General features: G+C 71.5%; 12 protein-coding genes. 5 read left to right on the top strand and 7 right to left on the bottom strand.

Annotated features, from left to right (window positions below; genetic code table 11):
- Window positions 1–63 precede the first annotated feature (63 nt).
- The 6 genes from ACWG52_RS26670 to ACWG52_RS26695 all read right to left on the bottom strand — a co-directional run bounded on the left by ACWG52_RS26670 (window position 64) and on the right by ACWG52_RS26695 (window position 11178).
- Window positions 64–687 (bottom strand): GntR family transcriptional regulator, encoded by a 624-nt coding sequence (locus tag ACWG52_RS26670; RefSeq protein WP_030010631.1) that lies wholly within the window; start codon window positions 685–687, stop codon window positions 64–66.
- 117 nt (window positions 688–804) lie between these two features.
- Window positions 805–4596 carry a caspase family protein gene (locus ACWG52_RS26675; protein WP_453126163.1) on the bottom strand — a complete coding sequence of 1264 codons (3792 nt, stop codon included), beginning with the start codon at window positions 4594–4596 and terminating at the stop codon, window positions 805–807.
- A complete protein-coding gene (locus ACWG52_RS26680) occupies window positions 4580–5995 on the bottom strand; it encodes an esterase/lipase family protein (protein ID WP_389812260.1) in 1416 nt (471 codons plus the stop codon). Before ACWG52_RS26680 ends, ACWG52_RS26675 begins: the two co-directional genes overlap by 17 nt.
- Window positions 5996–6083: 88 nt before the next feature.
- The gene (gene sucB / locus ACWG52_RS26685) at window positions 6084–7865 is read right to left on the bottom strand and encodes a 2-oxoglutarate dehydrogenase, E2 component, dihydrolipoamide succinyltransferase (protein ID WP_390139873.1); all 1782 of its coding nucleotides are present in this window, start codon (window positions 7863–7865) and stop codon (window positions 6084–6086) included.
- Window positions 7866–7919: 54 nt separating this feature from the next.
- Window positions 7920–9308, bottom strand: coding sequence for a dihydrolipoyl dehydrogenase (lpdA, locus tag ACWG52_RS26690; RefSeq protein ID WP_030731050.1), 1389 nt, complete (start codon window positions 9306–9308; stop codon window positions 7920–7922).
- 331 nt (window positions 9309–9639) lie between these two features.
- On the bottom strand, window positions 9640–11178 hold the full coding sequence (locus tag ACWG52_RS26695; RefSeq protein ID WP_375943957.1) for a leucyl aminopeptidase: 1539 nt from the start codon (window positions 11176–11178) through the stop codon (window positions 9640–9642).
- A gap of 346 nt (window positions 11179–11524) precedes the next feature.
- Here ACWG52_RS26695 and ACWG52_RS26700 point away from each other — a divergent pair, with 346 nt between their 5' ends.
- The 5 genes from ACWG52_RS26700 (at window position 11525) to ACWG52_RS26720 (ending at window position 18233) form a co-directional block, all read left to right on the top strand.
- Entirely contained in the window at window positions 11525–13561 is a 2037-nt protein-coding gene (locus ACWG52_RS26700; protein WP_389812251.1) for a hypothetical protein, read from the top strand.
- 94 nt (window positions 13562–13655) lie between these two features.
- Entirely contained in the window at window positions 13656–15182 is a 1527-nt protein-coding gene (gene pelF / locus ACWG52_RS26705) for a GT4 family glycosyltransferase PelF (protein ID WP_389812248.1), read from the top strand.
- Window positions 15179–16732: a hypothetical protein gene (locus tag ACWG52_RS26710; RefSeq protein WP_389812246.1), complete on the top strand. Its 1554-nt coding sequence runs from the start codon at window positions 15179–15181 to the stop codon at window positions 16730–16732. Before pelF ends, ACWG52_RS26710 begins: the two co-directional genes overlap by 4 nt.
- Complete coding sequence (locus ACWG52_RS26715; RefSeq protein WP_453126167.1) at window positions 16729–17424, top strand: spherulation-specific family 4 protein; 696 nt, start codon at window positions 16729–16731, stop codon at window positions 17422–17424. The genes ACWG52_RS26710 and ACWG52_RS26715 overlap by 4 nt, the downstream gene beginning before the upstream one ends.
- A complete protein-coding gene (locus tag ACWG52_RS26720) occupies window positions 17421–18233 on the top strand; it encodes an endo alpha-1,4 polygalactosaminidase (RefSeq protein ID WP_389812240.1) in 813 nt (270 codons plus the stop codon). The genes ACWG52_RS26715 and ACWG52_RS26720 overlap by 4 nt, the downstream gene beginning before the upstream one ends.
- A gap of 319 nt (window positions 18234–18552) precedes the next feature.
- Here ACWG52_RS26720 and ACWG52_RS26725 read toward each other — a convergent pair whose 3' ends face one another.
- Complete coding sequence (locus ACWG52_RS26725; RefSeq protein ID WP_390139869.1) at window positions 18553–19776, bottom strand: sensor histidine kinase; 1224 nt, start codon at window positions 19774–19776, stop codon at window positions 18553–18555.
- Window positions 19777–19779 lie beyond the last annotated feature (3 nt).

Here is a 19779-nt window from a genome sequence, read left to right on the forward strand (position 1 = left end):
GTGCCAGAGAAAAAGGCACGCGGTGCCGGGCAAACGCGGACAAACGGGCCCGCCCTCAGTCGATCAAGCGCGCGGAGCGCACCCCAGGACATGCCGCTTCACGAGCAGACCGATGTCCGGATCCTGGCTGCGGAACGCCTCGACGAGAGCCTCGTGCTCCTCCGCGTACGACTTCTGGACGGTCCCCAGCCAGCGGATGGACAGCGCCGTGAACACCTCGATGCCCAGGCTCTCCCAGGTGTGCAGCAGCACGCTGTTCCCGGCGGCCCGCACCATCTCCCGGTGGAACCCGACGGTGTGCCGCACCTGCGCGGTCCCGTCCTCGGTCCGGTCGGCCTCCCACAGCGCCGCGACGTGCGGCTCCAGCGCCGAGCAGTCGCTCGCCAGCCGCGGCGCGGCCAGCTCGGCCGCGATCTGCTCCAGACCGGCCCGGACCGGGTAGATCTCCTCCAGGTCGGCCGCGGAGAGGTTCCGTACGCGCACGCCCTTGTTCGGCGCCGACTCGATCAGCCGCAGCGTCTCCAGCTCGCGCAGGGCCTCCCGTACGGGGGTCTGGCTGACCTCCAGCTCCACGGCGATCCGCCGCTCGACGATCCGCTCGCCGGGCTTCCAGCGCCCGCTGACGATCCCCTCCACGATGTGCTCGCGGATCTGCTCGCGCAGCGAGTGCACGACGGGTGGGGTGATCATCGGGGCTTCATCTCCTGGTGGGTGTGCAGGGTCATGCGGGGCCTGATGCGTAGACAATACGGTGGCAGCGGCCCAGCGCAGCGCGTTAGCGCCAGGGACCGCAGGTGAGGCTGATTACAGAGGCTGTGGGGAGGCCGAGGCCCGGATGCTCGCGATGAGGGCGGCGAGGGCCGCGTGGTGGTGGGGGTGGTGCTTGAAGGCGCACGCGATGTCGTCGATGAAGCGGTTCCGCTCGTCGAGCCGGGAGTGGTGCCATTCGCCCGCGTCGACGTCGTTCCCCTCCAGAACGAAGGCCAGCCTCCCGTGCGCCTGGCCGGTGAACGCCTCGCGGTAAACGGAGAACTCGATGAACGCGATGGCGAGGAGGAGGTCCGGAGAGTTCGGCTCCCCGGGGGAGTTCAGCAGCCGTTCGAGCCGGGCGCGCAACGCGGCCCGGTCCTCGATGTACTGGTAAGCGGCCGGAATTCCGTCGGCGCGTGCCAGGGTGGCCACTGCGAAGTGCTCCACCTGACGGGGCGTCGCGAGCGTGGAGCCGAGCAGCTCGAGGGCGCGGTCGTCGAGGATGAACTCGGAATGCTCGGTCAGGTACTGCCGGGACTCCGGCCAGGTGGGGATCTTTCGCCAGACAGTGAGGAATTCGGTGCTGAGATGTGCGCGGAACGCCGCGTCGGGGCCGTCGGCCGCGGCCTCGCGGGCGACCGCGAGGCGTAGTTCCGCGACCTTGTCGATCAGGGCGAGGTCCTCCAGGGCGGCCGTGACCGTGGCCGTCTGCAGGAGGTCGCCGTGGGTGTCCCAGAAGCGGCGGGCCTCGGCCCAGGTGGGCAGCGCGACCCAGTCAATGGCGAGCTCGAACGACGCGTCAGGTATCTCCAGCCAGTCGGGCGGCTCGCCCCCGGTGACCGTGCGCCACAAGCCGTCGACCTGCTCGGCGGCCGCGTTGCCGGTACGCCGGTGGTTGCGCAGCGACTGCCGTGCAAGAAGGGGGGTGCTGTCCTCGGAGCCGCAACGCTGCGCCGGATCCGTGAGCCCGATGAGCGTACGGAGCTCGTGGTCGGTGCCGCCCGTACGCGCGAGGAGCAGCCTGGCGTGGTCACAGGCGAGTTTGCGGGCCGCTTCCGGGTGCTCGGAGAGTGCCCGTTCCGAGGAGGTGTACAGGGCGGAGGCCTGCTCGGTGGAGGCCAGTTCCGAGAACCGTTCGTGTGCGGTCGCCAGCTGCGCCAGGTACGCGGCCGGGTTGTCCGTGGTGAGCCCCCGGTAGGTTCCGACGGCTTCGGAGAGAGTGCCCAGGGCCGCCTGTACGTCCTGGTTCTCCTTCTGGAGGAACGCGAGATCCAGGAGGGACCAGGCCAGCTCCGGAAGGTAGGCCACGGGGTTGTTCCTCGCCATCAGCCGGTAGTTGGCGACGGCGGCCGCCATGGCCCGGAACGCGCCCTGCCGGTCCCCCCGCCTGCCATGAATGGCCCGGAGGTTGTACAGGCACAGAGCGAGGCCGGGGCGATGGGCGGTGGGGTCGTCCCGGCTGAGGGCCCGGAACTCTTCGGCGGCGCGGGTGACGGTCTTGAGCGCACGCTCCGCGTCGCTCTCGCATTCGATGTGGGCCAGGACGTTGAGTGACTGGGCGTAGTCGGGACGGCGCTCGCGGGGGTTCTCCCCGGCGAGCGTCCCGAAGAGTTCGCTGCCTTCGCGCCCGAGCAGCGCCGCGTCCTCCCAGCGGAGCCGGTGCGTCAGCCCGAACGCGACGTCCATGAGCGTTTCCGCCAGATCCGGGCGGAACGCCTCCGGTGCGAGCGCGGACAGCTCACGGACCAGGCCGATGCCGCTCTCGCCGGCCAGGGCGCAGTGCTCGGACAGGGATCTCAGCAGATAGGGGTTGGCGTCCTCGAGGACGGAAGCGTCGGCGCTCTGGGACCGGAGGAGGTCGACCAGGGTGCGGGCGACGAGGAACGCCGGCTCCGCATGTCGCGTTGCGGAGACCTGTCGCAGGTGGGCCACCAGTTCCTGGTGGTAGAGGCGGAAGACGGCTTGGACCCCGTCTCCCTCCTCGATGACGCAGCGCCCGTGGGCATTCAGCAGCCAGTTCACGTCCGAGGCTTCGTAGACGGTGCCGTCCGGTCCCAGAGCGGAGGCGACGGCCTCCCAAACGCCCCGCGCCGGCAGGCCGCTCCCCGTGCTCCACGCCAGTGCGGTGAGGAGGGCTTCCGCCGCGTGCGGCAGGAGCCTGCCGTCGCGCATCCGCTGCGGGCCGGTTTCCAGTTCCTGATCGAACGCGGCCCCGATGGAGTCGGGGATGACCCGGTTCCAGTCTTCCTTGCCCGATGCGGAGAACATGCAGGACACCGCATCCGTAGCCAGGTCGGCGAGGAGGAAACCCCCGCCGCCCTCGTCGGTACGCCCCGCGATGAGCCGCGCTGCCTCCTGGGCCTCCCCGTCCGGCAGGCCCGAGGCCTTCAGCCTCCGGGAGCTGTAGCACTCGATGTCACCCGCGGTGTCGGCCTCCTTGTCCAGGTCGATGACCCGTGCGCGGGCGCCGAGCATGCGGCTCAGGACGTGCCCGAAAGGCTCCCCGCGCTGGGCCTGCGGACTGAACGCCCGGTCCCGGGACCCGAGCAGGACGCACGCCACCCGGCTCAGCGGAGCCAGCAGCTCCGTGGCCATGCGATCCGCCTGACCGGGGGCAGCCTCGTCGAGGCCGTCCAGGATCAGAGTGACGGGCCGCCCGGGGGGTGGCCATTTCGCCTCCACCGACGCGATCAGGGAAGCGGGTGTCGCCGGGACCGGCAGTACCAGGGCCCGGGCCAGCGCCTCCATGAGGTGCTGCACCGTGAGCCCCCGCATGTGGAGTGCGGCGTCCACTGCGTCCACACCCGGATCCGGGTCGTCGGGTGCCGGCGGGGCATGGGCAAGGACGTCCGCCCGGTGCTCGGGGTCGGAGAGGGTCCAGATCCTGCCCAGGACGGCCGACTTCCCGGCCCCCGCCCCTCCCGTCACCAGGAGCAACCCCGGCCGGCAGGTGTCCAGCCACGCCGAGATCTCCTCCAGCACGCGGCGGCGACCGCTGAAGAACCATCCCTTGTCGAGCCGGTCGGCGCCGCGCGCAGCGCGGACCAGATGCTCCACCAGTTCCGGATCAGAGGTGGTGACGGGCCGGGGGTCGGTGAACATCGGCAGGGGGGAGAGGTCTCCCAGATTCACGGGCACCGAGATCTGTCCGGCGTCCTGCGGCCACAGCCTCCGTACCTCGGTCATCAGCGTGACTCCGGTGATCCCGGGGGCGTGGCGACTCCCGTCCGGGGAGCGCTGCGCCGTGGCCGGCCCTTCGCGCAGCACCTGGGTGGCGGTCCTGAGCAGGATGCCGTCGGCGTCGGCTTGCTGGTCTGCCTGGCAGCCCGCGACCATGCCGAGCCAGGCCAAGCGGCCCGGTGGCCGGGTGCGCTCCGTGAGCCAGTGCATCCCCTCTTCGAAGAGGTTCGGCAGCCCCGCCCCCGCGTGGCAACTGTCGACCATGATCAGCACCTGGTCCGCTTGGCTCGCCCCCACGGCGTCCACCAGCAGGTCGGTTGCGTAGGTCTGCTCCAGACTCCGCTTGTCGAGGGTGTCGCTCACGATCAGGCGCAGCTTGTGGTTCCTCAGCACACCGTGGCCGAACCACAAGACGACGGCCGGACCGTGGCGGCCCTTCGCGGCCCAGTCGTCGCTCCAGGCTTTCAGTGCCCGCTTGACACCGTCCCGGGTGGGATCTTCCACCACGGTCGGGGTGTATCCGTAGGTGGCGAGCACCCCGCACAGCTCCCGCATCTGGTCGCACGCCCCCGCCAGGTCCCGGAACCCCTCGCTCTGGTAGTTCTGCACGACGACGCCGAGGACCGTCCCCCGGAGCCGTTTGCCCCGCTCACCCACCGTTCCCACACACGAGCGTCAGCGCCGTCACCGCCGCCGCCGAGTTCTTCCCCTCCTGCACCACGACCCGGTAGCCACCCGGTTCGGGCGCGGGGAAGGTGGTGGAGTAGCGGCCTTCGCCCCGGTTGGCCAGGGAGCGCGAGGACGGCGTGCCATCGCCGTCACGGCTGAGCTCCGCAGTGATCCTCAGCTCGTCGTGGCGCTCGACTTCCGGGGGGACCGAGACCGAGACTTCGAACGGCTCCCCGGGCTCCAACAGGGAGGGCGCCAGCACACCGAGCGGTACGAAGTCGTCGTCGGCCAAGTGGAACTCCGGCGGCCGGCCCAGAAGCTGCCACAGGACGTCCTGTACGCCCGGGTTGTCCTGGAGGGAGCCGTGGTGCTCGCACGGAGTGTGTTTCTCCTCCAGGTCGTAGCCCCCGTTCGCTACGCTCCCGGGACGGGCCGCGAGGCGGGGGACCGTGCCGTCGCCGCCCTCGTCCTTGCCCTTGATCTCCACCAGCGGGACCAGCCGGTCACCCTCGTACGTGGCGGTGGTCGCGGTCGGCTGGCGCACGCCCACGACCGCCTGCAGGCTCGTGCGGTCGGAGCGCCCCGCCGCGGCCTTGCGCAGCGCGGCGTGGAACTCGCCCGCGTCCATCAGCAGCGTCGGGTCGCAGCCCGGGAGACCCGGCAGGTCACGCGGGTTCGCGAGTCCGCCCGGTACCGTCACGCACTTGTAGTCGGGGGCCAGCTGGTGCAGGGAGGGCAGGCTGCGGGCGAAGGCACTGAGGTCCACGCTCAGGGGGCCCCACCCCTTGGTCATGCCGTTGACCAGGGAGTCGAGGGCGTTCATGGAGCCCCGGTGCGGGGTGCCCAGGGTGATCAGGTGCCGGGTGATTTCGTGACCCCCGAGGCACTCCACGTACCAGCGGGCCACCAGCCCGCCCATGGAGTGGCAGACGAAGATCACGCGGGCGTCACGGCGCTCGGGGGCGGACTTCCGCCACTGCCCCAGCTCCCGGTCGACACAGGTTTTCAGGAGTTCGGCGTTGTAGCGGCAGGAGAGGCGCCAGTCGTACGGGAACGGCAGCAGGTTGCCGGGGGTCCCTTCCCGGGCGGGGTCCAGGGTGAAGGTCTTCTGCAGGGAGGCCAGGAGGCCGCCGTAGCCGGCCACGGGGCGCCAGAGCCCGGCCAGTGCGTGGAAGCCCGGAATCAGCTCCGTGGCGACGACCCCGTCGCCGGGATGGTCGTCCCCGAGGTCCCGGGGCAGCTGCAGCTCCTTCACGGAGCCGCCGAAGGTGCGGGCGGCCTGCCACAGCGCGTTGCCCGAGAGGTTCCACAGGTGTTTGCCACCGGCGTCGGCTAGGGCGCTGCCCGTGATGCCCGGCAGTACCACGACCACGTCGGTCACTGGTGTACGTGCCATGTCTTCAGGCTAGGACGACGACGGCACCCCCGCCCGGGGAAGATCCCGGACGGGGGTGCCGCGTGCGATGGAGCCTTGGGGCGGAGCCTTACAGGCCGAGCTCGACCTCGAACTCGCCGGCCTCCAGGATCGCCTTGACGGCCGAGAGGTACCGGGCCGCGTCCGCGCCGTCCACCAGGCGGTGGTCGTAGGACAGGGTCAGGTACGTCATGTCGCGGGCGCCGATGACGGTGCCCTCGGCGGTCTCCAGGACCACCGGACGCTTCACCGTGGCACCGATGCCCAGGATGGCGACCTGGTTCGGGGGCACGATGACCGTGTCGAACAGCGCACCGCGCGAGCCGGTGTTGCTGATGGTGAAGGTCGCGCCCGACAGCTCGTCCGGCGTGATCTTGTTGCCACGGACCTTGGCGGCCAGGTCGGCGGTCGCCTTGGAGATGCCCGCCAGGTTGAGGTCACCGGCACCCTTGATGACCGGGGTCATCAGGCCCTTCTCGGAGTCCACGGCGATGCCGATGTTCTCCGAGTCGAAGTAGGTGATGGTGCCCTCGTCCTCGTTGATCCGGGCGTTCACGACCGCGTGGGCCTTCAGCGCCTGGGCAGCGGCCTTGACGAAGAACGGCATCGGCGAGAGCTTGACGCCCTCACGGGCCAGGAACGCGCCCTTGGCCTTCTCGCGCAGCTTCATGATCTTGGTGATGTCCACCTCGACCACGGAGCTGAGCTGAGCCTGCGAGTGCAGGGCCTTCATCATGTTGTCGCCGATGACCTTGCGCATGCGCGTCATCTTGACCGTCTGACCGCGCAGCTCGGACACCGCGGCGGCCGGAGCCTTCGCGGCCGGAGCGGCGGCGGCCGGCGCCGGGGCGGCGGCAGCGGCCTTGGCGGCCTCTGCGGCGGCCAGGACGTCCTGCTTGCGGATACGGCCACCGACACCGGTGCCCGAGACCGTGGACAGGTTGACGCCGGACTCCGAGGCGAGCTTGCGCACCAGCGGGGTCACGTACGCGGCCTCGTCACCGGCGGACGCCGGAGCGGCGGCCGGAGCCGGGGCGACGGGGGCGACCGGAGCCGGAGCGGCCACCGGGGCGGCGGCCTGGACCGGAGCCGGGGCGGCGACCGGAGCGGCCGGGGCGACCGGAGCCGGAGCGGCGACCGGGGCAGCCGGAGCCGGGGCAGCCGGAGCCGGAGCGGCCTCGGGGGCCGGGGCGGCAGCCGGAGCCGGGGCGGCCGGAGCGGCACCCGCGGCGCCGATGACGGCCAGGACGGTGCCGACCTCGGCGGTCTCGTCCTCGTTGATCCGGATCTCCAGCAGCGTGCCGGAGACCGGCGCGGGGATCTCGGTGTCGACCTTGTCCGTGGAGACCTCGAGCAGCGGCTCGTCGGCCTCGACGGACTCGCCGACCTGCTTCAGCCAGCGGGTGACGGTGCCCTCGGTGACGGACTCGCCCAGGGCGGGGAGCACGACATCGGTACCGGCCGCGGCCGGAGCGGCGGCGGGGGCCTCGGCGGGCGCCTCGGCGGCGGGAGCCGGGGCCGCGGGGGCCTCGGCGACCGGAGCCGGAGCGGCAGCGGGGGCCTCGGCGGCGGCCGGCTCGGCGGCCGGAGCCGCGGCAGCGGCCGGAGCGCCGGAGCCGTCGTCGATGACGGCCAGCTCGGCGCCGACCTCGACGGTCTCGTCCTCGGCGACCTTGATGGACGCCAGGATGCCCGACACGGGGGAGGGGATCTCGGTGTCGACCTTGTCGGTCGAGACCTCGAGCAGCGGCTCGTCGGCCTCGACGCGCTCGCCCTCGGCCTTCAGCCAGCGGGTGACAGTGCCCTCGGTGACGCTCTCACCGAGCGCCGGAAGGGTTACGGAAACCGACATGGTTTCAGTTGCTCCTAACGAAAGTGCGGAAGTGGTCGTCGCGCCCGTGACGAATTAGTCGTGGGAGTGAAGCGGCTTGCCGGCCAGGGCCAGGTGGGCCTCGCCCATCGCTTCGTTCTGGGTCGGGTGCGCGTGGATGAGCTGCGCGACCTCGGCCGGCAGAGCTTCCCAGTTGTAGATCAGCTGGGCCTCGCCGACCTGCTCGCCCATCCGGTCACCGACCATGTGGACGCCGACCACGGCACCGTCCTTGACCTGGACGAGCTTGATCTCGCCCGCGGTCTTGAGGATCTTGCTCTTGCCGTTGCCCGCCAGGTTGTACTTCAGGGCCACGACCTTGTCCGCGCCGTAGATCTCCTTGGCCTTGGCCTCGGTGATGCCGACGGAAGCGACCTCGGGGTGGCAGTAGGTGACGCGCGGGACACCGTCGTAGTCGATCGGGACGGCCTTGAGACCGGCCAGACGCTCTGCGACCAGGATGCCCTCGGCGAAGCCGACGTGCGCGAGCTGGAGGGTGGGGACGAGGTCACCGACGGCCGAGATGGTCGGCACGTTGGTCTGCATGTACTCGTCGACCAGGACGTAGCCGCGGTCCATCGCGACGCCCTGCTCCTCGTAGCCCAGACCCTGCGAGACGGGGCCGCGACCCACCGCGACCAGCAGCACCTCGGCCTCGAAGGTCTTGCCGTCGACCAGCGTCACGCGGACGCCGTTCTCCGTGTACTCGGCCTTGTCGAAGAAGGTGCCCAGGTTGAACTTGATGCCGCGCTTGCGGAACGCGCGCTCCAGCAGCTTCGAGCTGTTCTCGTCCTCGACCGGCACGAGGTGCTTGAGGCCCTCGATGACGGTGATGTCGGAGCCGAAGGACTTCCACGCCGAGGCGAACTCGACGCCGATGACGCCGCCGCCCAGGACGATCGCCGACTCGGGGACGCGGTCCAGGACCAGCGCGTGGTCCGAGGAGATGATGCGGTTGCCGTCGATGTTCAGGCCCGGCAGGGACTTCGGCACGGAGCCGGTCGCCAGCAGGATGTGGCGGCCCTGGATGCGCCGGCCGTTCACGTCGACGGAAGTCGGGGAGGAGAGGCGACCCTCTCCCTCGATGTAGGTCACCTTGCGGGAGGCGACCAGGCCCTGCAGACCCTTGTACAGGCCCGAGATGACCTCGTCCTTGTACTTGTGGACACCCGCGATGTCGATTCCCTCGAAGGAGGTCTTGACACCGAACTGGGCGGCTTCACGCGCCTGGTCCGCGATCTCGCCCGCGTGCAGCAGAGCCTTCGTGGGGATGCAGCCGTTGTGCAGGCAGGTGCCGCCGAGCTTGTTCTTCTCGATCAGGGCAACGTCCAGACCCAGCTGGGATGCGCGCAGCGCCGCGGCGTAACCGCCACTGCCACCGCCGAGGATCACTAGGTCGAAAACGGTGCTGGCGTCGTTCGCCACGTCACGTCCTCCATGCATGTGCGCCGGGCACCGGTCCTCAGTGACCGGGCGGCGGCTGGTATACGGCCGCTTGTTTCTTCGGCCCTGTGGTGGGGGCCCTGTCCTGCCGAGAACCCATCTTCGCATTTGTCGGGGGAACACGGGACGCCGGGCCCACGATGTGATCGGGCGATCAGCCCGGACCGGAGGTTACCTGTGCGTAGGTACCTACCGAGATACCTACCGATTCCTTCAGGTTTCGTCGTGAGACGGACGCGGACGGCGCGACGACGCAACGCACCCCGGGCCCTGACCCGGCCCGGGGTGCGTCACATCACATCGAACGAGGTCGTCAGCCGAGGTCGCCCGTGGCCGTACGCTCGGCCAGCCGCACCAGGGTGCGGACGGCGGAGCCGGTGCCGCCCTTGGGGGTGTAGCCGTGCGGCGCGCCCTCGTGGAAGGCCGGGCCGGCGATGTCGAGGTGGGCCCAGGTGATGCCCTCGCCGACGAACTCCTGCAGGAACAGACCGGCCACCAGGCCGCCACCCATGCGGACACCCATGTTCGCGATGTCGGCGGTGGGGGAGTCCATGGTCTTGCGCAGCTCGGCGGGGAGCGGCATCGGCCAGGAGGACTCGCCGACCTCCTCGGCGATCTCGTGGATCGACGTACGGAAGGCGTCGTCGTTCGACATGATGCCGAAGGTGCGGTCGCCGAGGGCGAGCACCATGGCGCCGGTCAGGGTGGCGACGTCGACGATCGCGTCCGGGTTGTCCTCGGAGGCCTTGGTCAGCGCGTCACCGAGGACCAGCCGGCCCTCGGCGTCCGTGTTGAGGACCTCGACGGTCTTGCCGCTGTACATGCGCAGCACGTCACCGGGCTTGGTGGCGGAGCCCGACGGCATGTTCTCGGCGAGCGCGAGCCAGCCGGTGACGTTGACCCGCAGGCCCAGCTTCGCGGCCGCGACCACGGAGGCGAAGACGGCGGCGGCGCCGGCCATGTCGCACTTCATCGTCTCGTTGTGGCCGGCCGGCTTCAGGGAGATGCCGCCCGAGTCGTAGGTGATGCCCTTGCCGACGAAGGCCAGGGTCTTCTCCGCCTTCGGGTGCGTGTACGTGAGCTTCACCAGGCGCGGCAGGTTCTCGGAACCCTTGCCGACGCCCATGATGCCGCCGTAGCCACCCTTGAGCAGGGCCTTCTCGTCCAGCACCTGGACCTTGATGCCGTTCTCCTTCGCGGCCGCGGAGGCGACCGCGGCGAAGGCCTCGGGGGTCAGGTCGTTCGGCGGGGTGTTCACCAGGTCACGGGCCACGTTGACCTCGGCCGCCACGACCGCGGCGCGCTCGATCGCGGCCTTGTGCTCCTTGTCGCGGGGCTTGGCGCCCAGCAGGGCCACCTCGGCCAGCGGGGCCTTCGGGGCCGCGCCCTTGGCCTCCTTGCGGACCTTGTTCTCGCCGCCCTGGTAGGCGGTGAACGCGTACGCGCCCAGCAGCGCGCCCTCGGCGACGGCGGTGACGGCCGAGGCGTCCTCCAGCGGGAGGGCGAAGGCGGCCTTCTTGTTGCCGTGCAGCGCGCGGGCGGCGGCGCCGGCGGCGCGGCGCAGCACCTCCTCGTCGAACGACTCGTCCTTCTCGGGGACGGAGCCGAGCCCCACCGCCAGCACGACCGGGACCTTGAGGCCCGCCGGGGCCGGCAGCTTGGTGATCTCGCCTTCGGCGCCCGAGGCGCCCAGCGCGTCGAGGACGCCGGCGAGCTTACCGTCGTACGCCTTGTCCACGGCCTCGGCGCCCGCGGCGACGATCGGTCCCTTGGGGCCCTTCGCCACGCCGACCACGAGGGCGTCGGCGCGGAGCGTCGCCGCGCCGGCAGTGCTGAGAGTCAGAGCAGTCACGGTGGTGAAGTCTCGCTTCCGTTTGTGTGTGTGGGCCGAGTGGGTGGACGGCCATCCGTAGCGATCGTATTCGGGCCCGACAGCCGCCAGAAATGAGCCTACGCGTACGCGCTCGTCCGTACGTCACTCGAAGGTTTGGCAAGTTGTTCGATCAAGCGGCCATCAGGTTCACCCATCTGTGGACTCTGCTCCAGGTTTGCCTCGTAGACCTGACGAGGTCCGAAAGACTCGGTCCACTCTCGCAAGGGGACGCGGGGTTCCTTTGCATGATTTCCACAGAGCCTCCCAGGTCCGGCTGTCCGCCAAGGGCCGAGTCAAGGGATGCCTGCGGGGGGAAAGGCCGAAAATGGTCAACAAGAACCGGATGAACAGGGTCGCCGCGATGATGGCGGTAGCTGCCCTGGTCTCCGTGGCAGTACCCGCCGCGACCGCCCAGGCGGCCGCGACACCGCGCATCGACCTGAAGGTGCTGGTCGTCGACGACGGCGGCAGCTCGGTCGAGGCGATCACCGCGGAACTCCGCGACACGGGGGTGCCTTACACCCGCATCCAGCTGGGCAGCAGCGGCCGCCCGGTCATCAACGCGGGCTTCCTCAGCGAACCCGCCGACAGTGCGACCGGCCGTCCGCGCGCCAAGTACCAGGGTGTCGTCCTGCCGAACGAGAACCCGTTCGGCGAAGGTTCGGCCGAGATGGCCGCACTCACCACCTACGAGACCACCTACGGCATCCGCCAGGTGGACGCCTACACCTGGGCCCACCCGGGCGTCGGGCTGGAGTACACCGACAACGGCGGCTACAGCGGACAGCTCGACGGCACCCAGGCCGCCGTCACCACCGCCGGCAAGGCGGGCCCCTTCGCCTACCTCGGCGGCCAGGTCACCTTCGAGGACAACTCGGCCCTGGTCCCCGAGAGCTACGGCTTCATGGGCAAGCCGCGCCCCGGCTACACCAGCTACGTCGACGCGCCCGTCGGCTCCGGCCGGGCCTCGCTCGTCGGCGAGTACACGCACGACGGCCGCAGCGAACTGGTCGTCACCTTCGGCTACAACCAGTACCAGCAGCAGTTCCGGCTGCTCGCCCGCGGCATCGTCGACTGGCTGACCCAGGGGGTGCACCTCGGCCAGAGCCGCAACTACTTCGCGGTCCACGTCGACGACGTCTTCGCCCCCGACGCCCGCTGGAACAAAGACCTGAACTGTACGCCGGGCGACTACGCCTGCGCGGGCGGCGAGGGCAAGGAGAGCACCATCCGGATGAGCGCCGCCGACGCCGTGTACGCGGCGCAGTGGCAGACGTCCAAGAACTTCAAGCTCGACATGCTCTTCAACGGCGGCGCCGGGGAGGAGTGGAAGGCCGAGAACGGCGGCGTCGACGCGCTGACCGCCCAGCTCGTCGCCGACCGCGCCAAGTACCGCTGGATGAACCACACCTACACCCACCCGTTCCTCGGCTGCGTCCAGAACACCACTGTCACCCCGTGGACCTGTACGAAGAACTCCGCCGGCGCGATCCAGTACATGAGCCGCGCCGAGATCTCCGCCCAGATCCGTGACAACAACAACTGGGCCGCCACCAAGGGCATCACCACGGACAAGACCGAACTGGTCACCGGTGAGCACTCCGGCCTCAAGACCGCACCGCAGCAGCCCGTCGACAACCCCAACCTGGCGGGCGCCCTCGCCGACAACGGGGTGAAGTGGGCGGGCAGTGACAACTCCCGCGAACCCGCGCAGCGCGCGGTCGGCGCCGCCCTCACGGTCCCGCGGCACCCGATGAACGTGTACTACAACACGGGCACCAACGCCGAGATGGCCGACGAGTACAACTGGATCTACACCAGCCGCGCCCAGGGCGGAAGCGGCGTCTGCGAGGACAACCCGGCGACCTCCACCTGCCTGCCGGCCCCGCTGAACGTCAACACCGGCTACCTCGACAGCATCGTCCCGGCCGAGGCCCGCACCGCCCTGCGCCACGTCCTGGCCAACGACCCGCGGCCGCACTACGTCCACCAGTCCAACCTCGCCGAGGACCGGACCCTCTACCCGGTCCTCAACCAGGTCCTCGACACCTACCGCGCCCTGTACGCCCCCAGCGCGCCGATCGTCAACCAGTCGATGAAGGACACCGGCGTCGAGTTCCAGCGCCGCGCCGCCTGGGACAAGGCCCTCGCGGACGGCAAGGTCACCGCCTACCGCATCGGCAAGGACGTCACCATCAAGGCCCCCTCCGGGGTCGTCGCCCCGGTGACCGCGCCCACCGGCACCAAGAAGCAGCTGCTGCTCGGCACCGCCGACTTCGGCACCGCGTACGCCGGTACCCGCTCCGCCTGGGCCGGTCCTGAGCTGCTCCAGAGCGCCGTCACGCTCAAGCTGCCCAGCTGACCTTCCCGCAAGCCACCACGAGTACCACCTAGCGCCGGCGCTCCGCGAAACCCACGGGCGCCGGCCCCTTTTCCGTCCTGGGGGGACACACCGCATGAGTCATGGGCGTCACGTCACCATGCTCACCGAAGGCACCTATCCGCACGTCCACGGGGGAGTCAGCACCTGGTGCGACCAACTGGTGCGGGGGATGCCCGAGGTGGATTTCAACGTCATAGCCCTGACCGGCTCCGGACGAGAGCCGGTCACCTGGGAACTGCCCCGCAACGTCTACCGGCACACCGCCTTCCCGCTGTGGGGGCCGCTCCCGTCCCGCACCCGCCGGTCCGCCCTGCGCGGCAGGGCCCACCGCCGCTTCACCGAGGTCTACGAGAGCTTCCTGCTCTCCCTGCTCGACCCCGAGCCCGATCCCGCCCGGCACAGCTTCTCCGAAGCCCTGCGCGAACTGGCCGTCCTGGCCCGGGCCGGAAAGCTCGCGCCGGCCCTGCGCTCCGAGTCCGTCCTGCGGCTGCTGATGACCGTATGGACCCGGCCCGGACTCGTCACCGCCGAGGCCGCGCCCACCATCCACGACGCGCTCACCGCCACCGACCTGCTGGAACACGCACTGCGCCCGCTCGGTGTCCGGATCCCGCCCGACAGCGTCGCCCACGCCGTCAGCAGCGGCCTCGCCACCCTCCCGGCCCTCGCCGCCAAATACCTCGACGGGGTCCCCTTCCTGCTCACCGAGCACGGCATCTACCTGCGCGAGCGCTACCTCGGCTACCGCAGCGCCGCCCAACGCTGGCCCGTCAAGGCCCTCATGCTCGGCTTCTACCGCGAGCTCAACACCGAGGGCTACCGGCAGGCCGACCTGATCACACCGTGCAACCAGTACAACCGCCGCTGGGAGGAACGCGGAGGCGCCGAATCCGACCGCATCCGCACCGTCTACAACGGCGTCGACCCGCACGCCTTCCCCGAGGCCGGCCCCGAACCCGACGTGCCCACCCTCAGCTGGTGCGGCCGCATCGACCCGATCAAGGACCTCGAAACCCTCATCCGGGCCTACGCCTTCATGCGCGAGGAACTGCCCGCCCTGCGGCTACGCCTCTTCGGCCCCGTGCCGGCCGGCTGCGAGGAGTACAAGCTCCGCCTGGAGAAGCTCGCCGCCGAACTCGGCGTCACCGACGGGATCACCTACGAGGGCCGCATCGACCAGGTCGCACAGGCCTACGCGGCCGGCAGCGTCGTCATGCTCTCCTCCATCAGCGAGGGCTTCCCCTTCAGCATCATCGAAGCCATGTCCTGCGGCCGCACCACCGTCTCCACCGACGTCGGCGGAGTCCGCGAGGCCGTCGGCGACACCGGCCTCGTCGTCCCGCCGCGCGAACCCGAGACCATGGCCCGCGCCACCCTCGCCCTGCTCCGCGACGACCGACGCCGGGCCGAACTCGGCCGGATGTCGCGCAAACGGGTCGTGGAGAAGTTCACCCTCCACCAGTCCGTGGACGGCTTCCGGCACATCTACCGCGAACTCGCCGGCCAGCCCGTCCTGCCCGTCCACGCGGGCGACGAATGGACCCAGCGGCTCGCCGACCCCTGGTACCGCGAACTCGCCGCCGACGGGAGCCTGTGGTGAGCGGATCCCTCTGGCTGAAGCCACCGGGCCCCGGAGCCGGCGCCGACACCCTCCCGGCCGTCCCCCGGCCACGCCGCGGCGCCGACGTCACCGCGGCCGACGCCGCCGTCGACCCGATCGACGAACTCGCCGAACGCCTCGACGTGTTCATCGCCTCGGCCGTCCACCCCGACGAGATCGCCGCCATCCTCGAATCCGACGGCATGACGGACGAGTACATCCGGCTCACCTACGGCCGGCACGACTCCTTCGGACTCGCCGAGGAGCTCTACGCCCGGGTGCCCCGCTCCTTCCCGGAGCCGGGCGCCGCCCCCGACCCCTGGAAGGTGTCCCTCACCGCCTGCCTGCTGCGCGGGGTGATCTTCGCCCTGCCCGGCCTGGCCTACCTGCTCGGCGCGCCCCTGCTCGAAGGCCCGCAGGACCGCCTCGGCCTGCCCGCCGGAACCCTGACCCTGCTCGCCGGGGCGCTCATCGGCTGGGTCTGGGACCAGACCCTGTCCCACCGCGCCTACTCCTGGCTCGGCCTCGGCGACCGGCGCGCCGCCGGGCGGACCCTGCTCGTCGGCGCCCCCGTCGGCGCCCTCCTCGGCACCGCCGCCGCCCTGTCGGTGCCCGGCGGGCCCCCGTTCTCCTACGCCTTCGCCGCCGGACAGGCCTTCTACGTCGGGGCCGCCACCGTCCTGCTGGTCCTCGGCCGGGAACGGGTCCTGCTCTGCGCCCTCGCCCCGATGGCCGTCGGAGCGGTGCTCGCGCTCTTCGTCGACCTGCCCGTACCGGTCCGGGTGACCCTGCTCGTGACGTCCCTGCTGGCCGCCTGCACCCTGGCCCTCCGGGAACTCCCGCTGGCCGCCGGGCTACGGGCCGCCGCGCGCCGGATCCGCACCTCCGCGGCCCGCCGCCCCGGCCAGGGCCCCGTGCGCTGGCAGATGCTGCGCGGTGCCGAGGAGGACTTCGTATCCCGCGGACCCCGGATCGGGGACTCGGTCCCCTACGGGGTCTTCGGCCTCGGCACCGGACTGCTCGTGCTGTACGCCGCCCTCGGCGAGGTCCTCGCCGGAGGCCCCGCCGAAGCGGTCGCCGCCCCCTCGGCGGTGGCCCTCACCCTCAGCATGGGCCCGGCCGAATGGCTGCTCCACCGGTTCCGCAGCGGGAGCCTCTCCGGGCTCCAAGGGGCCCGCTCGCCCCGGGCCTTCCGGCGCCGGATGCTCACCACCCTGACCCGGTGCCTCGCCGTCTACCTGACCGTCCTGCTGGCCCTGGGGCTGGTCGGCACCCTGCTCTGGCCCGACGCCCCCGTCCTCACCGGGGTCCGGATCGCGACCCTGCTGCTGCTCGGGGCCGTCATGTGGACCGGGCTGCTCCTGCAGTCCTTCGGCGCCGTCCGACCCGCGGCCGTCGTCTGCTCCTCGGCCGCCGTCGCCCAGAGCCTGGCCCTGCTGACCGGGCTGGGCCAACCCCGCGCCGTCCAACTGGTCGTGGCCGGCGCGGCCGCCGCCGTCCTGGCCGCCCTGGTCTGCCTGCTCCTCGGCCGAGCGACCGCCCACCGATGACGCACCGTCCGTCCGAGAAGAAGGACCCCATGCTGCTGGTGCCCCTCTACGAGCATCCCGCCGACCGGCCGGAAGCCTGGGAGCGTCTCATCCGCTCCGCCAGCCGGCTGCACTCGGTGGTCCTCAACCCCGACAGCGGACCGGGCGCCGCCCGCGACGAACGCTTCGCCACCGTCGCCGAGCGGCTGCGCGAGGTCGGCGTACCCGTCCTCGGATACGCCGACACCGACTACGGGCGGCGCCCGCACGCCGAGGTGGTGCAGGACCTGTTGCGCCACCGCGACTGGTACGCCACCGACGGGGCCTTCCTCGACCAGGCCTCCGCCGACCCGGAACTGCTTGCGCACTACGGGCGGCTCGCGGTCGCCGCCCGAGCCGCGGGCGCCCAGACCCTCGTCCTCAACCACGGGGTCCACCCGCACCCGGGCTACGCCGAACTCGCCGACCTGCTCGTCACCTTCGAAGGCCCCTGGGACGCCTACCGGGACGCGGCCGCCGTACCGCCCTGGACCGCCGACCATCCGGCCCAGCGGTTCTGCCACCTCGTGTACGGGGTCCCGCCGGGCGCGCTCGCCGCCCGGCTCGCCGAGGAACTCGCCGCCGAACGCGGAGCCGGGGTGCACTGCGCCGTCCCCGGCAGCGGCGCGCACCCCTGGGGGACCCTGCCGTACGCGCTGGAGGCGACGGGATGAGGAAGCTCGCACTCCTGCTGGCCGTGCCCCTGCTGCTGCTCGCCGCCTGTACGAGCCCGCCGCCCGAACCGGACCGGGAGGAACTGTCGCCCGACCCGGCGCCGGGGGAGCGGTGGCAACCGAAGCCGGGGGTCGGCTGGCAGTGGCAGCTCACCGGGAAGCTCGACACCTCGGTGAAGGCGGCCGTCTACGACGTCGACGGATTCACCACCACGAAGGAGCAGCTCGCCACCTTGAAGAAGGCCGGCCGCAAGACCGTCTGCTACCTCTCCACCGGCGCCTGGGAGGACTTCCGCCCGGACGCCGCCGCCTTCCCGAAGGCACTGCTCGGCGAGGGCAACGGCTGGGACGGCGAACGCTGGCTGGACATCCGGGCCCTGGCGCAACTCGAACCGCTGATGGCCAAGCGGTTCGACATGTGCAAGGCGAAGGGCTTCGACGCGGTGGAGCCCGACAACATGGACGGCTACGCCAACCGGTCCGGCTTCCCGCTGACCGCGGACGACCAGCTGAAGTACAACCGCCTGATCGCCCGGATGGTGCACGACCGGGGCATGTCGGTGGGACTGAAGAACGACCTGGACCAGATCCCCGAGCTGGTCGGGGACTTCGACTTCGCGGTGAACGAGCAGTGCATGGAGTACGAGGAGTGCGACCGGTACGCGCCGTTCATCGACGCGGGCAAGGCGGTCTTCCACGTGGAGTACGAGGGCCGCCTGAACCGCTGGTGCCCGAAGGCCCGGGCGGCGAAGTTCAGCTCGATGCAGAAACGGTACGACTTGGATGCTTGGCGGCAGGTCTGCCAATAGCCTGGCCGGCATTCTCAGCCTGACCTAGGCCACCTCCAGCCCCGCCTGCGGCGCAACCCGGCCGGGGCCACATCCAGCTCGACGGTCAGCCGCAGGCGGCCGGGGCCATCTTCAGCCTCGCCGGCGTTTGAGGCGCGGGGTCTGGGGCGGAGCCCCAGGGAACCCGGCTCCGCCGGGCACCGGGCTCCGCCCGGACCCTCCCCCAGCTACCGCTGGGAGGTGCCCCCTGCTCAAACGCCGGCGAGGCTGGTTTTGCCGGACCGAGGCTGGATGTGCTGGACCGAGGCTGGGACGGCCGGACCGGGGCCGGAAAGGGCTGCTACCCCAGGGGGAGGATGGCGTGGACGCGGTAGCCGCCGCCGAAGCGGGGGCCCGCGAAGCAGGTGCCGCCCAGGGCGCCGGTGCGTTCGCGCATGCCGAGGAGACCGTGGCCCCCGCCCGGGTCGCCGGGCTCCGGCGCCGGGTCCGCCGATTCACCGCCGTCGTCCAGGACCGTCACCTCCACCGACGGCCCCACCCGCACCACGCTGACCTCCGCCTTCGCCCCCGGCCCCGCGTGCTTGCGTACGTTCGTCAGCGCCTCCTGGATCACCCGGTACGCCGCCAGGTCCACCGCCGCCGGCAGCGGCCCCGCCGCCACGTCCTCCAGCTGGACGATGACCTCCACCGGCAGCCCGGCGTGCCGGAAGGTGTCCACCAGTTCGTCCAGGACGCCGAGCCCCGGCGCGGGCTCCGTCGGGGCCTCCGGGTCGCCGGACTGCCGTAGGAGCCCCACCGTGGCCCGCAGTTCGTTCAGCGCCGACCGGCTGGCGTCCCGTACGTGCGCCAGCGCCTCCTTGGCCTGGTCCGGGCGCCTGTCCATGACGTGGGCCGCCACTCCCGCCTGCACGTTGACCAGTGCGATGTGATGGGCGACCACGTCGTGCAGGTCCCGGGCGATCCGCAGCCGCTCCTCGGCGACCCGCCGCCTGGCCTCCTCGTCGCGGGTCCGCTCGGCGCGCTCGGCCCGTTCCCGGATGGCGTCGACGAAGGCCCGCCGGCTGCGTACGGCGTCGCCGGCGGCCGCGGCCATCCCGGTCCAGGCGAAGATCCCGATGTTCTCCTGCGCGTACCAGGGCAGCGGCCCGGCCAGCATGGCCACGCCCGTCAGCCCCGCCATGGTGAGCACCCCGATCCGCCAGGTCGTCGGTCGGTCGGTGCGGGAGGCCACCGTGTACAGGGCGATCACGGCGCACATCGCGACGGGGGCCCGTGGTTCCCCCGTGGTCAGCTCCAGCAGGGACAGCCCGCAGGTCACGGCGAGCACGGCGCGCGGCTGCCGGCGCCGGAAGACCAGGGCGGCCGCGCCGAGCAGCATCAGCAGCAGCGAGAACGGTTCGGGGGTGCGCGTCCCGAAGGTGGGCCCGTGCGGCCCGTGCGGATCGGCGAAGGAGCCGAGGACCATGGCGACGAACGCCCCGAACGCCAGCACGGCATCGGTGGCGAGCGGATGGGTCCGCATCCACTGCCGGGTGGGGGCGAACGGCCCGAGGTCTGTCGTCACCCG

The sequence above is a fragment of the Streptomyces sp. CLCI03 genome, from assembly GCF_053615355.1.